Source organism: Flavobacterium fontis (assembly GCF_900129405.1).
GTDB classification, from domain to species: Bacteria; Bacteroidota; Bacteroidia; order Flavobacteriales; family Flavobacteriaceae; genus Flavobacterium; species Flavobacterium fontis.
In genome coordinates this window covers 113,524-128,600 of sequence record NZ_FQVQ01000002.1, presented here as the reverse complement: position 1 = coordinate 128,600, position 15,077 = coordinate 113,524, and the positions used below count along the sequence as shown (strand labels likewise).

The window sequence follows — 15,077 nt, the reverse complement described above, 5'->3', positions numbered from 1 at the left end:
CGTAAGGTATAGTTATAAAAAAAGAGGGTGACTGTTTAGGCTACCCTCTTTTTTGTTTGATTTTGATTTGCATTATCGTCGATAAATTGTGTGCCATATTCTTCATGCGTTCACAATTGAATCCTTCAAAATTTTCATTAATCGCCGCTTCAAAATGGTTCAACCAAATGTCAAAATGTTCCTTGGTCAAGGCCGAAAGGGTATCAACCTCCATGTGAATTTGGGTAAGATTATTGAAATAACCCCCAGTGCCAAGTAAGGCTTGCGACCAAAAGCGTACTAGTATTTGTAAATGTTCTTCTAGTTTTTCATGTACGGGTATTACTTCGGTGAAAATATAACTGATTCGCGCGTCGGCAAAAAGCTTTTTATAAAAGGCATCTACAATTACATAAATATCCTCTTGGGTTTGTAAGTCGGTCACGGGAATTTAGTTTTAAGCTGACAAATATAGCAATCCTTAGGATTCGGTTGTTGCACCTTTTTTTCGAAACCAAAAGGCCAGTTGGACTAGGGCTATGAGGGCGGGGACTTCAACCAAAGGCCCGATGACACCCGCAAAAGCTTCACCACTGTGTAATCCAAATACGCCAATGGCAACCGCAATCGCCAATTCAAAATTGTTACCCGTTGCCGTGAAAGCCACCGCTGTCGATTGGGCATAGTTGGCACCAAAGTAGCGGCCTATGATAAAACTGAGCACAAACATGATGGCAAAATACAGCACCAATGGAACCGCAATACGCACAACATCCCATGGAATTTCAAGAATGAGTTGCCCTTTTAAACTAAACATCAATACAATTGTTGCTAACAAGGCAATTAAAGTAAAGGGTGATATCAACGGAACAAACCGTTCTTGAAACCAAGTTTCCCCTTTTTGATGGATCAAAACATAGCGTGAAGTTATACCAAGTAAAAATGGAATTCCCAAATAAATACCGACACTTTCAGCGATGACACCTATGGATAAATCTACTTCAATCCCGGGTAATCCAAAATAGGGTGGTAAAACGCCTAAAAAGAGATAGGCATAGACGCTGTAAAATAGGACTTGAAAAATACTGTTCAAAGCAATGAGTCCGGCGCCGTATTCGCGGTCTCCTTCGGCCAAATCATTCCAAACAACCACCATGGCGATACATCGCGCCAAGCCAATTAATATCAATCCGTTTCGGTATTCTGGGTAATCTGGAAGCAATAACAACGCCAAAGCAAACATAAGGATAGGCCCTACAATCCAATTCAGAATTAAGGAAGCCGAAAGTACTTTGGTATTCCTAAAAACGGGTCTCATTTTATTGTAATTCACTTTAGCCAAGGGAGGATACATCATGAGAATCAATCCAATAGCCAAAGGAATATTGGTCGTGCCGTGGGATAAGTTTTGTATATCCTCACTTACAGAAGGGTAAAAATGTCCCAAACTGACTCCTAAAGCCATGGCTAAAAAAATCCAAAGGGTTAGGTAACGGTCTAAAAAGGATAGCCGTTTTCGGTTGACAACTGGGGTACAATTTTGGGCACTCATCGTAGTTGTTTTTGAATTTGAGACATTACATACATCATTTCAGTGGCAATTTGTCGGCAACGCTCGGCATACACTGCTGCTTGTTCTGGAGTTCCGTCGGCTTGTTTCGGATCGATATAGCGAAGTGGAAAACGGGCTTTTGCACCAAGTACAATAGGACAACCTTCGTCGGCACTCGAACAAGTCATCAAAGCGATAAATCCAGTTTGGGGATTGAACGTGTGCTCGTACCGTTTTGAAAATCCAATAATGGGGATGGTGTTTGGACCTGTGCGGAGGGCGTAAATTGGATTCTCTCCTTTCGCCAAGGTCTGGCAATGAAATCCAGCAGCTTGCAGTGTTTCGAGAATGGCAGGATAAAGCGCAGTAGCCTCCGTCCCTCCCGAATAGGCAGTGAGCGGAATGCCATAATAATCGGCTGCGGCTTGCGCCCAAACCTGTGTAAGGTGGCTGCGCCGTGAATTGTGGGTACAAATGCAATTCAATACAAGAGAACGTCCAGCGGCCCATTCCTCGCGTCCAAAAGCGATTATAGGTTCAAGCAATGACAACCGTTCTGGGGTTAGACGCTCAAAATCACTCGCTTCGAGGTAGTGGCGTAAGTCGGGAAAAAGTTCGTTTTTCATCTGTCAAAAAATTAACAACAACCTCCTCCAGGAGTGCAAGAAGTCGTTGTTGAAGTTTCTTTCTTTTGGGGCATCTGATTTTCTGGAATTCCGCAATGGTCTTTAGCTAAGCAATCTGTGAATTTGGGTTCGAAACGAAAAACACCATTCTCAAAAGTCAAACCATAGCGACTGATAGTACTTTCTTGGTATTCGACTTCAACCTCCAAATCTTCCTCTTGGTACAAGGGTTCCGCTTTTTTCAAAATCCCCAAAAGTTTCGTAGGAGTCAGTCGGTGATCCACATCTTCAGCGACCCAAACTTGCATATTAATTGTTTTTTCGGTGCGAAAAGTGCCGCCACAATCGATAAAGCGTTTGGTGGTAAGGCCCGCTTCGGTTATGTGAAAATGCTCCGGTACCCATTGTCCATTAGGCAATTGAAATTGAATACTTGAGAGCGATTTTAATTCGTTTTGTAAAGCAGCTAGTTTCATAAGTAGGTGTTTTTAGTTAACAACATTGTTTTTTGTCGTGTAGACGTGTGGCAAATTGATTGAAGTAGGATTGTAATTGTGCGATCCCATTTTCATCAATACAATAGCAAATGGCGGTTCCTTCAACCGTTCCTTTGATGAGTCCAGCGTTTTTCAATTCTTTCAAATGTTGAGAAATCGTCGGTTGAGATAAGGGTAATTCGTTGACAATGTCGCCACAAATACAAGAATTAACTTCGCATAAATACTCCATAATGGCAACGCGTGCCGGATGTGCTAAAGCTTTTAGTTGAAGGGCAGTAGCATTTTGTGCCTCGGTGAAATGTTCAGTTTTAGTAACCCCCATTGTTCTTAATTTATAATTATATTGCAATATTACGATAAAATAGAATAGTGCGAATTATTTTCTTATATTTTTTTAATTTAAAAAAAACCTATACGTAGTATAGCGGTTTAAAAACGAAATACTTAGAAAAAAAAAATCGAATTAAAATTTGGAGTTTTAAAAAAAATGTTCAAATCTTTGCAGCGTTAAACCATTTAAAAACACGAAGAAATGTTAAAGTACAGCTTAGACACTTTGAACTTTACACCACAAGAAGTGGTTGTAATGTCGCTTCGTGGTTTCGTAGTATCCTAGTAACTTCTCAAGAAAGTCTGTTATACCGAAGCCCGAAGTTAATCGGGCTTTTTTGTTGATTTTTTTTGACAGACTGCTTTCCCGAACCCTTAAAGGGAAAATTATTTTTAGGACATCAAGTCCACAATTAAGTTACATTTTTTATGGGAAATAAATTAAACGGGAGAGACCTTATAAAATTAGGGTTTCCCAACGATACTGCAATACAAAAAGTTTTAGGTTATGTCGGGCGTAACCGTCGCCACGAAAAAAAAGAAATACTACTGGCAGAAGCTAAAAGTGTATTGCAACAACCGGATCGATTTAAAAATGATCCAACTTGGCATTTTTTAGTTCAAAATTTTGAAAATTCATTAGCGCAGCGAACGTATAGTTTGTTGAATGCTCCAGCTCCTTTTTCGATTTTTGGAGCCAATGAAATTGATGCTTTAGCAAAAAATCAGTTGTATGATGCTTTGCGTTTGCCCATTGCGGTTTCTGGTGCTTTAATGCCTGATGCACATGCAGGTTATGGATTGCCAATAGGTGGAGTATTAGCTACTCATAATGCAGTGATTCCTTATGGAGTTGGCGTAGATATTGGGTGCAGTATGCATTTAACTCTATTCAATTTGCCAGGAGATTTTGCAAAGGGAAGAGAAGATCAAATGGTCGCCTTGTTGCGTAAACATACTTGTTTTGGGATGAAAGAAGTCCATGTAAGTAAAGGAGATCATGTAATTTTTAATCATGTTGCTTTTAGTGAAATTCCAATTTTGAAAAAATTAAAAAGCAAAGCCTATTTACAATTGGGGACTTCTGGAGGGGGGAATCATTTTGTTGAGTTGGGTTCGATGCGTTTACCTGAAGGAATTTCTGAAAATGGGATTCCACCAGGGGATTATTTTGCTTTATTGTCACACAGTGGTTCGCGTTCCTTGGGAGCCCATGTGGCCCAACATTATACTGCAATAGCTCAGTCTTTATGTAAGTTGCCGAAACAAGTTCAACATTTAGCTTGGTTAGATTTAAGTCATTCTGAGGGTCAAGATTATTGGAGGGCAATGCAAGTAGCTGCAGAATATGCAACAGCTTGTCATGAAGATATTCATTACAGAATTTCAAAAGCTTTAGGTGAGAAAGCAATTTTTACGATTTCCAATCATCATAATCTAGCTTGGAAAGAAAGGTATGAAGAACGTGAGGTTATTGTTCACCGAAAAGGAGCAACCCCCGCAGCGCGTAATCAATGGGGAATTATTCCGGGCTCTATGACTGCCCCTGGATTTTTAGTTCAAGGCAAAGGAAATGCTGGAGCATTACAGTCTGCTTCACATGGAGCAGGGCGCGTACTTTCGCGGTCAAAATGTAAAGCTACACTCACGAGACATGAATTTTTAAAAGCTATAAAACAAAAAGAGGTGCGATTAATTGGCGGTGGAATTGATGAAGCACCAATGGCTTATAAAGACATTCATAAGGTCATGGCACTGCAATCCGATTTGGTGGATGTTCGAGGAATGTTTCAACCTAAAATAGTCCGAATGGATGGATAATATGGAGCGAATAGTTCAAATAACCGCTGGACGTGGACCAGAAGAATGTACTTGGGTAGCCGCCCAAGTTGTTAAGCAGCTTTTAAAAGAGGCGCAGGAACAAGGGATAGATGCAGAAGTAGTACAACATGTTTCGGGAACTTTAAATGGAACAGTTCGTACCGCATCTATTCTACTAAAAGGTTCTTTAGTTGTAGAGTTTGTAGCATCATGGGAAGGGACTATTCAATGGATAGGTCAAAGTACTTTTCGCAAAATGCACAAAAGGAAGAACTGGTTTGTTGGTGTTTTTACAATGCACCCATTACAAAACCAAAGTGTCTTTGATGGTGATATTCACTATCAAGCCATTCGAAGTTCAGGTGCTGGAGGACAACATGTGAACAAAGTAAGTTCGGCTATTCGAGCCACTCATTTGCCAACAGGTCTCAGTGTAGTTGCCATGGATTTTCGTTCGCAACATCAAAATAAGAAAGTGGCAACGGAGCGATTAAAAGCAAAAATAAGCAGTCATCAAGCAGCGCAACTTTGTAACCAACTAAACGATCAATGGCTCAACCAAACCCGAGTAGTACGTGGGAATCCGGTGCGCACATTTACGGGGAGTGATTTTAAACCGGAACGAAAAAAATCAGAATTTAAAAGCCAACACAACGGTTTAAAGTGCGTGTTGAGCAAAAAATTAAAAACGTAAAAGAATGAAAACGGTAGATCATTATACATTTCAAGCCTTAGATAATTATCCTTATTCCTTGATGGAAACCATTGAGTCATTGGATTATGCTTTGGCCTATGACAAAACCAATGTTACAGCCCTTTGTTTGTATGGACGCGTTTATAGTGAACAATTAGAGAATTATGAACAAGCAATTAGCTATTTTCAAGAAGCATTAGCTTCAGATGTAGGTGCTGTGGCTGTGTATCCCTATTTTATTGATGCATTAATTTTATATAATGAATGGGATGAGGCAGAACGTTTAATTTCATTTGCACTCACTTTAAAAGGGATAAATCGGTATACTATTTTGTTGCGTTATGTTCACTTGATGGAAGTGAGAGGTGATTGGAAAGCAGCTATGGAAGGTATTAAAAAACTTACACTTGCCTCTGTTACTAATAATGAAAGTGAAATAGAGCGATTAAAACAACGTATAAAGACAAAGCAATCTTTAGCAAAAGAAAAGCCAATGAAAAAAGGAAAGAATAAGAAGAAGTAACATTCCTTGGAGGTAAGCCCCTTGACCTATATTAATTACTCGTTAAAGTGATGTTTTTAAAATAATAGGGAATGAAAAGGTAGTATCTCACCAACTGTGTAAGTTTAAAAATAATGGGGTTTTAAACCCCATTATTTTAACACATTACACTGACTTATGAAAAAAGAAGATTTATTAACCGATGAATTTTTGAAGCAATTCAAAATAGGAGAAGACCTTAATGGTTTTCTTGCAAAACTCCAAAAACGTGGATTGGAAGCTATCCTTAATGGTGAGTTAGTTGCCCATTTAAAGCTCGCTTCGTTTTTAGAAAATTAGTGTTTTTGATATTTCTTCAGATAATTTAACTTTCGGAGTCCATTGAGCCGATACCATGGAATAACAAAGTAAGGCGCATGCTACAATTTTACTTTTCATTGTTGCTTTTTGATTAATAAAGCGAATACACTTATTTATAGCGTAAATGAATAGCAGTACTCCAATTAAATGGAAGAAATTACTTAATTTTAGTCATTATAAATTGTGAAAATTAGTACTTAAAAGCAGTTAAGAAATTTAAATTATGCAGTCAATAGATTGCTATACTCTTCAGTTAAATCTTCAGGAACAGTCTATTTGTACGTTATTAGCAAAGATTATTCACGATGGTTTGCCAAAAGCTGAATCCAATCTATGGCACGCGCATCCCGTTTGGTTTATGGAAGGGAATCCGATTGTGGGGTACAGTAAACAGAAACGCGATATTCGGTTAATGTTTTGGAGTGGGCAAGATTTTGACGAACCCGATTTAAATGTTCAAGGAGAAAAATGTAAGGATGCTTCTATTTTTTATACAGATGTTTCGCAAATCGATGCCCTTGCACTCGAGCGTTGGTTGCAAAAGGCACAAATGATTCAATGGGATTATAAAAATTTGGTGAAACGAAAGGGAGTGTTGGTACGTATAAAATAAGGTAAAAACAATGAATATTCTTCTCAATCAACGTTATTTAAAGCGTTCGTTATACCTCGGAATAGGGTATATCGCTCTCGGTTTTACTTCATTTTTTACAGATGGGAGTTCCTACCTTGCGGGCTTATCAGGTATAGGAGTGCTTTATGTTGGGCAGTATTTTTATTCCAAAAACAAGATTTTGGTCAAACTCCAGTCTGAGTCTATCGAATACTTCGGTTTTTTTCATAAAAAGATCATTCCTGTAAATGAAATTCTATCGCTAAAATATTTTGCAGGGGATTATACCATCAAAGCAAAGCATACCACCCTAGTAATTGATACGAATGAAATCGACAAAACGGCCCAACTGGAAATGAAAGCTTATTTTGATGCCTTACAATCGAGAATAAACCCATAAAAAAACCGCTCGTTAAAAGCGGTTTTTTTATTTTATAAAGTTTTAAAACTAATCACTAATCACTAGTCACTAATCACTAGTCACTAGTCACTAGTCACTAGTCACTAATTACTAGTCACTAGTCACTCCACCTACATATACGCCTCAATCGGTGCACATGAACAAACCAAATTACGGTCGCCATACGCATCATCTACACGGCGAACGCTAGGCCAGAATTTGTTGTCATGCAAATACTCTAAGGGGAATGCTGCTGCTTCTCGCGTATACGGGAAGTTCCAATCGTTAGCCGTTAGCATAGCTAAAGTGTGTGGAGCATTTTTCAAAACATTGTTCGGTTCCTCAGCAGAAGCGGCTTCAATTTCTTTACGAATGGCAATCATGGCATCACAAAAACGATCCAATTCAGCTAAATCTTCTGATTCTGTTGGTTCCACCATTAAGGTTCCTGCAACAGGGAAAGAAACCGTAGGGGCATGGAAACCATAATCCATCAAACGTTTGGCGATATCGGTAACTTCAATGCCTTTTTGTTTGAACTCACGACAATCCAAAATCATCTCGTGAGCGGCACGTCCACATTCGCCTGAATACAAAACAGGGTAGTGGCTTTCCAAACGGGCCTTCATATAATTAGCATTCAAAATGGCATATTTTGTGGCATTGGTCAATCCTTCCGATCCCATCATCATGATGTAGCCATACGAGATTAAACACACCAAAGCCGATCCGAAAGGTGCTGCTGAAATAGCGGTAATCGCTTGATCACCACCCGTTGGGATAATTGGATTCGTAGGTAAAAACGGCACCAATTTTTCATTCACACAAATAGGACCCACACCAGGACCACCACCGCCGTGAGGAATGGAGAAGGTTTTGTGTAAGTTCAAGTGGCACACATCCGCTCCAATGGTCGCTGGATTGGTTAAACCTACTTGGGCATTCATGTTGGCGCCATCCATATAGACCAAACCGCCATTTTCATGAATAATATTGGTAATTTCGATAATCGAACTTTCAAACACTCCATGTGTAGAAGGATACGTCACCATCAAAGCCGACAAACGGTCTTTGTTTTCGATGGCACGAGCACGCAAATCTTCTACGTCGATATTTCCTTCGGGAGTGGTTTTGGTCACAATGATCTCCATTCCAGCCATCGCCGCAGAAGCGGGATTCGTTCCGTGCGCAGAAGACGGAATCAAACACACTGTACGGTGATGGTCGCCACGCGATAAATGGTAGGCGCGAATGGCCATCAATCCAGCGTATTCTCCTTGTGCTCCTGAATTGGGTTGTAACGTTGTTCCCGCAAAACCGGTAACTACATTCAATTGATGTTCCAGTTTTTTCAACATGATTTGATACCCTTCCGCTTGGTCGAGCGGTGCAAAAGGGTGAATGCTGTTCCATTGGGATTGCGATAACGGAAGCATTTCAGCTGCCGCATTCAGTTTCATGGTACACGAACCCAAGGAAATCATCGAGTGGTTTAGGGATAAATCTTTGCGTTCTAATTTTTTAATATAGCGCATCAACTGACTCTCCGAGTGGTAGCTGTTGAACACCTCATGCTGTAAGAACGCAGATTGACGTTCGAAGGAAGCAGGGATTTGGGTTTGTGCGCTAAGTTCGGTAATGGTCACTGGAGATTTTCCAAGTGCTGTAGCAAAAACCTGAACGATTTGGTTCAAATGCGCCACGGATGTCGTTTCATTGAGGGCAATCGAAATAGTTTCACCGTCAATATAATAGAAGTTGATTTCGTGTTGTTCTGCGATTGGGCGAACTTTTGCAGCATCCGCTTTCACCACGATAGTGTCAAAGAAGGCGGTGTTGGTTTGATACACACCCAACTGATTCAAGGCGTCGGTTAAGGTTACTGCAGAAGCGTGAACTTTATGCGCGATGTATTGTAACCCTTTGGGTCCGTGGAATACGGCATACATCCCAGCCATAACTGCCAACAATACCTGAGCGGTACAAATATTGGAGGTCGCTTTTTCACGTTTAATATGTTGCTCACGCGTTTGCAAAGCCATGCGCAAAGCACGGTTGCCATTCGTGTCAATGGTTACCCCAATGATACGTCCGGGCATCGAACGTTTGTATTCTTCTTTCGTAGCAAAAAATCCAGCATGCGGTCCGCCATATCCCATAGGAATACCAAAACGCTGGGTTGTTCCCACCACTACATCAGCACCCCATTCTCCGGGAGGCGTTAGTACAGCAAGTGACAAGATATCGGCTGCAACGGCAACTTTAATGTCCAAAGCTTTGGCTTGCGCCACAAAAGCCGTGTAGTCGTTGATTTGGCCGTATTTTCCAGGATATTGTAAAATAGCCCCAAAATACTCCGCATCAAGTGTTGCGGTTTCGTGATTTCCTACGACCAATTCAATGCCAATAGGGGTTGAACGGGTTTGTAAAACCGATAAGGTTTGGGGAAGGATATCTTCGGAAACAAAGAATTTGTGCGCATTATTTTTCTTCTGATCGCGGGTACGCACATCAAATAAGAGCGCCATAGCTTCGGCTGCTGCTGTCCCTTCATCGAGCAATGAAGCATTGGCGATTTCCATTCCCGAAAGTTCGATAACCATGGTTTGGAAATTCAAAATAGCCTCTAAACGACCTTGTGCAATCTCTGCTTGGTAAGGCGTGTAAGCCGTATACCATCCTGGATTTTCAAAAATATTACGTTGAATTACCGCAGGAATCACAGTGGGGTGGTATCCCAATCCGATATACGATTGAAATACCTTATTTTTTTTACCTAAAGCCGTAATATGGTTCAAATACTCATGTTCGGAAAGTGCAGGTTCCAACGCTAACGGTTGCTTTAATCGAATTTCATCCGGTAAAGTTTCGTAAATCAGTTGGTCCATGTCGGCTACACCGATGGTTTGGTACATAAGGTTCAAGTCGGATTCACGTGGACCAATGTGCCGGGATGCAAATAAATCTGTTCTCATTGCGTAGTGGAATAAAGCGTCAGTTTGTTGTATGTTGTGTGTTGTTTTTTCGATTTTTAAAATCGCTAACAAAAGTACTTATTATCCTTTTATGTTAATAGCGCACAGTTGCTAATATTTTTAGAATTTTTCAACCAAAAGCGGGGTTATTAACAAGATACTTTACTTTTGAAATATGGTTTTATGGAGAACAATTATCACCTTATACTTGAACGCTTCTTTTCATGTTGCGCTCGCCGTGGGCTGTTTAACTCTAATAACATACAAGCAACAGCATCTGCCCATGAATCAAAAGTATATTGGATTAATGGTTCTAGGGACTCTTGTAGTTTATAATGGATTGAAGTATATAAAAATTTGGTATTTTCAAATTCCAAGGCTCTTCTTGCATCGGTTTATTTTTGCCATAACTCTAATGGCGAGCCTCTTTTTTCTCTTGTTTTTTTTTATGTTACCAACCGAGATTCAAGAAAGCCTAGTCGTTGGTTTTGGTTTTGTAGTACTTTACCCATGGCTCCGAAAATGGGGATGGCTTAAACTATTTTGGGTGAGTGGAACTGTAACGTATTTTACCGTTTTGGTTCCTTTTTTATATGGCAAGCAACCTATGAATCTCTTGGTTTTGGAGAGCATTTCTCGCTTTGTGATTGTAAGCGCCCTGATGCTGCCGTTTGAAATTTACGATAGCGCTCATGATCCAGCCGAATTGCGTACGTTACCGCAACGTATTGGAATACCTTGGACCAAGCGATTTGGGTATTTTTTGGGGGTAGTATTTGTGGTACTCGTTTTTCTAAATCAAGACCTTCACAAGTTATGGGCGGCCATCAGTATAGCGGTGCTTACCGTAGGGGCCATTTACAAAACCCAACCCCACCAATCAAAAACGTTTACAGCCTTTTGGGTAGAAGCGCTTCCGATGGTATGGGCGGGATTGGTGTATGGGTTTGGAGGTTGACAATCCTTGTTGTCAATGGTGTATACTATACAAAAAGAGCCGCTTTCATGACTCTTTTCTTTCAAGTAACACACAGGTTCTTGCTTTATTGTTTGCTAACTTTCAACGCATAGGAGGCTGTTTCAGTATCGAGTGTAATATAGAATATTCCTGTGGGTTGCGCCGATAAATCGATGGGTATAGACTCGCCAACGGCTAGAGGAGGAAGCGAAGTTTGATATACTTTTTGCCCGAGACTGTTGTAAACGTGAATCATGCGCGTATTCAACGCAAGACTTGTGTGCAGGTAAAAAATACCCGAGCTGGGGTTGGGACTCACGCGAAGCAGACTCGAGGATTCAAATGCGCTTGTATCTAAACCACAATTGGCAGGAAACGCTATGGCTGAGGTAGGGACGTTACACCCAAATAGATAATTCTGCAAAGCGGGTAATTCAAAATCATCGACACAAATCGTATTGAGATTCGGGAAGTTATTCCAACAGAAGGACGTCATTCCAATATCGGAATAGAGTAAGGAAGACCCATTTTTAAGGTTCAAATAGGTTAAGTTGGGATTGTTTCCGAGAAAAAGGGCTTCAAGCAAGGGACAGTTTTCTAGATTTAACGAACTGACAGGTGTATTTGATAAAGCCAATCTTCTTAACTGAGTATAGTTTTGCGTATTAAAACTATTTAATGGATTGCCAAATAATAAGATAACTTCAAGGGATTGCGGTAAATTAAAAGTTGTTATCAAATGATCAGTGGCAACAAGAAGCTTTAAGTTTTGAAAGCAATTTAACCCTGTCAGGTCGGTAAATTTAGGCCCTGAAAGGTGACCTATATTTATTCCACCCACTAAGGCTGCTTCTGCCATCGAAATCTCACCATCGCCATTGGCATCAACGGGAAAAGAGTTAATTAAACCTTGGTCAACACAAGTTGAGGGGTCGGTAAGCAATCTATTTTTTAAGTTGAGGTCGTTAAAGCAAATAATGGGGGAGCAATCGCAGCTAGGGGTAGCGGTACTGGCCACTTGAGGCACTGTCTTGGTCGCTTCGGGTTGGGATAAGCGGGGGCTGGGCGCCACCACCCGAATATTGACTTGGGTGGTGCGGCAAATACTCGGAAAGGTCAAGTCACATACCGTGTAAGTTAGGGTGTAATTGCCCAAGGGTATTCCATTAAATCCTACGGAAGGAAGTAAATTCCCATTACTACTATCAATACTAAAAAACGGGCTCGAGGAGGTGCTGGTAAGGGTGATAGAGCTCATCGCTAAAGGCACCGTTGGTGGCGTATTGCTGTTACAAAACGGCCCGTTGGTGATACGGCGGTCGTTGTTGAGTACATTGTAAACTATTCCAGCAGGGCTAGTAAGCTGCCCAGCGGTTGTGAAGGTAATGGGGTTGGTGGAGGTGCCGTCGGGAACAAGGAAAAACGTTTCACTTGTTTCTTGAGGACTCTTATCTTCCCTATTTTGAGCCTTAGTTGAGGTGCACACCGTCATGAGTAAAAGCGCTAACCAAAACCGCTGACGAAGGGAACATTGCATTATAATGAAATTCAGGCGCATAAAAGTAAAATTTTGATTTCCACAAATATACAAAGCGTTTACTCAGAAAATGAAACAGAAAAGTTAAAGCAGTCATACTTTTTAAAAAAAAGAGCCGCTTTCACGACTCTAAATTCATAACTCTAAATTCATAACTCTAAATTCATAACTCATAATTCATAACTACAATAGCCCAGCGCGTTTCAATAACGCTTCCGGTTTAGGCTCTTGCCCGCGGAACTTTTTATACAATTCCATCGGTAAGGCTGTTCCGCCTTTTGAGAGTATGTTTTCTTTAAACTGGGTTCCTACTTCTTTATTGAAAATTCCTTTTTCTTGGAAATAAGCAAACGCATCGGCATCCAAAACTTCGGCCCATTTGTAACTGTAATACCCCGACGAATAACCGCCTTGGAAAATATGCGAAAAGGCCGGACTCACACAATTGGCTGCAACATCTGGGTATAAAGCAGTGTCACGTGTCGCCGCCACTTCAAAAGCTTTTACATCGTCAATAGTAGGAACTTGTGCATGATACGCCATATCCAATAATCCAAAACTCAATTGGCGCACTGTAGCCATGCCTTCCAAGAAACTCGCACTTTCTTTGATTTTATCCACATAGGACTGCGGAATCACTTCACCCGTTTCATAATGATGAGCAAATAACGCCAACGCTTCGGGTTCGTAACACCAGTTTTCCATCACCTGACTCGGTAATTCAACAAAATCCCAATACACAGAAGTGCCCGATAAACTCGGGTAAGTGGTATTCGCCAACATGCCATGAAGCGCGTGTCCAAATTCATGGAACAACGTGGTTACTTCGTTAAACGTCAACAACGACGGTTTAGAGGGGGTAGGCGGCGTAAAATTGCACACAATCGATACATGCGGACGTTCATTCACACCGTTTTGAATGTATTGCGGTTTGAACGAGGTCATCCACGCCCCGGGACGTTTGCCCGCACGGGGAAAGAAATCGGCATAAAATAAGGCCACAAATTCATTGGACTCTCCCCGTACTTCATAGGTTTGAACGTCGGGATGGTATTTGTCAACCGTATCGATTTCATGAAAAGTGAGTCCGAACAACTTCTCCGCTACTGTAAAAGCACCTTGCAAAACCTTCTCCAATGGGAAGTACGGTTTCAAGAGTTCGTCGTCCAAATCAAACAATTCTTGTTTTAATTTTTCCGAATAATAAGCACCATCCCATTTTTCCAAATGATCCAATCCGTCTTTTTCTTTGGCGAATGCCGATAACTGCGCAAATTCACGTTGGGCAGCCGGTTTGGCTTTGGCTAATAAATCATTCAAAAACGTTTTTACTGTTTCCGGATGTTGTGCCATACGCTCTTCCAAAACAAAATGCGCATGGGATTCATACCCCAACAATTGGGCGCGTTCGTGACGCAGTGCGACAATTTTTTTCAAAATTTCGGTATTGTTATGGGCATTGTCTTGAAAAGCTTTTTTCCCAAAGGCAAGGGCCAACTCTTTTCGCAACTCACGGTTGTCGGCATAGGTGATCAATGGCATATAACTCGGGAAGTCCAAAGTAAAGACCCAACCTTCGAGTTCTTTGGATTGTGCTAAAGCGGCAGCCGCTTCTTGGGCACCTTCGGGTATACCTGCCAAATCTTCAGCATTGGTAATGTGCTTGAAATAGCTGTTCGTTTCGGCCAAAACATTTTCGCCAAAAGTTAATTTGAGTTTGGCCAAATCCGTGTCGATTTCACGCAAGCGGTTCTTTTTCTCTTCATTTAACAAAGCACCGTTCCGACTGAATCCTTTGTATTTCTTTTCCAACAACATCAATTGTTCTGGGGAAAGGGATAAAGTCTCACGTTGATTATAAACCGCTTTTACGCGTTGGAATAAGGTTTCGTTTAAAGCAATGTCATTGCCAAAAGCCGTTAGTTTCGGGGAGACTTCCTGTGCAATCTGCTGCATGGTGTCGTTGGTTTCGGCCGAATTCAAATTAAAGAAAATCGACGATAGACGGTCCAAAGCTTGTCCCGAAAACTCCAAAGCTTCGATGGTGTTTTCAAAAGTTGGTGCTTCGGGATTAGTGATAATGGCATCGACTTCAGCGCGGGCTTGGGCAATCGTTTGATCAAAAGCAGGTACATAATCGTCGAGTTGTATTTGACGAAAAGGAGCTGCGGTATAGGGTGTGTTGAATTTTTCGGTAAACATTTTTTACTAAAATTAAGGCGTCCGAACT

14 protein-coding genes and 1 pseudogene are annotated in these 15,077 nt (G+C 41.0%); 7 read left to right on the top strand and 8 right to left on the bottom strand.

Annotated features, from left to right (window positions below; genetic code table 11):
* Positions 1-40 precede the first annotated feature (40 nt).
* Genes BUC17_RS02800 through BUC17_RS02780 form a run of 5 tightly spaced genes read right to left on the bottom strand, consistent with a single transcriptional unit; the run spans position 41 to position 2,979 of the window.
* Positions 41-424, bottom strand: a complete 384-nt coding sequence (locus BUC17_RS02800) for a group III truncated hemoglobin (protein WP_073361395.1) — start codon at positions 422-424, stop codon at positions 41-43.
* A gap of 36 nt (positions 425-460) precedes the next feature.
* Positions 461-1,531 carry an ACR3 family arsenite efflux transporter gene (gene arsB, locus BUC17_RS02795; protein WP_073361393.1) on the bottom strand — a complete coding sequence of 357 codons (1,071 nt, stop codon included), beginning with the start codon at positions 1,529-1,531 and terminating at the stop codon, positions 461-463.
* Positions 1,528-2,157 (bottom strand): low molecular weight phosphatase family protein, encoded by a 630-nt coding sequence (locus BUC17_RS02790; RefSeq protein WP_073361391.1) that lies wholly within the window; start codon positions 2,155-2,157, stop codon positions 1,528-1,530. Before BUC17_RS02790 ends, arsB begins: the two co-directional genes overlap by 4 nt.
* 11 nt (positions 2,158-2,168) lie before the next feature.
* A complete protein-coding gene (locus tag BUC17_RS02785) occupies positions 2,169-2,633 on the bottom strand; it encodes a DUF6428 family protein (protein WP_073361390.1) in 465 nt (154 codons plus the stop codon).
* Between the two features lie 16 nt (positions 2,634-2,649).
* Complete coding sequence (locus tag BUC17_RS02780) at positions 2,650-2,979, bottom strand: ArsR/SmtB family transcription factor (RefSeq protein WP_073361388.1); 330 nt, start codon at positions 2,977-2,979, stop codon at positions 2,650-2,652.
* Positions 2,980-3,416: 437 nt separating this feature from the next.
* Here BUC17_RS02780 and BUC17_RS02775 point away from each other — a divergent pair, with 437 nt between their 5' ends.
* From BUC17_RS02775 to BUC17_RS02755, 6 genes and pseudogenes are all read left to right on the top strand, one after another.
* A complete protein-coding gene (locus BUC17_RS02775) occupies positions 3,417-4,808 on the top strand; it encodes an RtcB family protein (RefSeq protein ID WP_073361386.1) in 1,392 nt (463 codons plus the stop codon).
* A complete protein-coding gene (gene prfH, locus BUC17_RS02770; RefSeq protein ID WP_234977675.1) occupies positions 4,801-5,502 on the top strand; it encodes a peptide chain release factor H in 702 nt (233 codons plus the stop codon). The genes BUC17_RS02775 and prfH overlap by 8 nt, the downstream gene beginning before the upstream one ends.
* Positions 5,503-5,506: 4 nt before the next feature.
* Complete coding sequence (locus BUC17_RS02765; RefSeq protein WP_073361384.1) at positions 5,507-6,025, top strand: tetratricopeptide repeat protein; 519 nt, start codon at positions 5,507-5,509, stop codon at positions 6,023-6,025.
* A 156-nt stretch (positions 6,026-6,181) separates the two neighbouring features.
* Positions 6,182-6,316, top strand: a pseudogene (locus tag BUC17_RS14050) (IS256 family transposase); the annotation flags it as partial.
* A 271-nt stretch (positions 6,317-6,587) separates the two neighbouring features.
* Positions 6,588-6,977 carry a DUF1801 domain-containing protein gene (locus BUC17_RS02760; protein WP_143161696.1) on the top strand — a complete coding sequence of 130 codons (390 nt, stop codon included), beginning with the start codon at positions 6,588-6,590 and terminating at the stop codon, positions 6,975-6,977.
* A gap of 10 nt (positions 6,978-6,987) precedes the next feature.
* Complete coding sequence (locus BUC17_RS02755; RefSeq protein WP_073361380.1) at positions 6,988-7,377, top strand: hypothetical protein; 390 nt, start codon at positions 6,988-6,990, stop codon at positions 7,375-7,377.
* A 131-nt stretch (positions 7,378-7,508) separates the two neighbouring features.
* On the opposite strand, the gene gcvP is transcribed toward BUC17_RS02755, so the two are convergent.
* A complete protein-coding gene (gene gcvP / locus BUC17_RS02750) occupies positions 7,509-10,352 on the bottom strand; it encodes an aminomethyl-transferring glycine dehydrogenase (RefSeq protein WP_073361378.1) in 2,844 nt (947 codons plus the stop codon).
* A 283-nt stretch (positions 10,353-10,635) separates the two neighbouring features.
* Here gcvP and BUC17_RS02745 point away from each other — a divergent pair, with 283 nt between their 5' ends.
* Positions 10,636-11,310: a hypothetical protein gene (locus BUC17_RS02745; RefSeq protein ID WP_143161695.1), complete on the top strand. Its 675-nt coding sequence runs from the start codon at positions 10,636-10,638 to the stop codon at positions 11,308-11,310.
* A gap of 85 nt (positions 11,311-11,395) precedes the next feature.
* On the opposite strand, the gene BUC17_RS02740 is transcribed toward BUC17_RS02745, so the two are convergent.
* Positions 11,396-12,868 carry a T9SS type A sorting domain-containing protein gene (locus BUC17_RS02740; RefSeq protein ID WP_073361374.1) on the bottom strand — a complete coding sequence of 491 codons (1,473 nt, stop codon included), beginning with the start codon at positions 12,866-12,868 and terminating at the stop codon, positions 11,396-11,398.
* Positions 12,869-13,030: 162 nt separating this feature from the next.
* Positions 13,031-15,049, bottom strand: a complete 2,019-nt coding sequence (locus BUC17_RS02735) for a M3 family metallopeptidase (protein ID WP_073361372.1) — start codon at positions 15,047-15,049, stop codon at positions 13,031-13,033.
* Positions 15,050-15,077 lie beyond the last annotated feature (28 nt).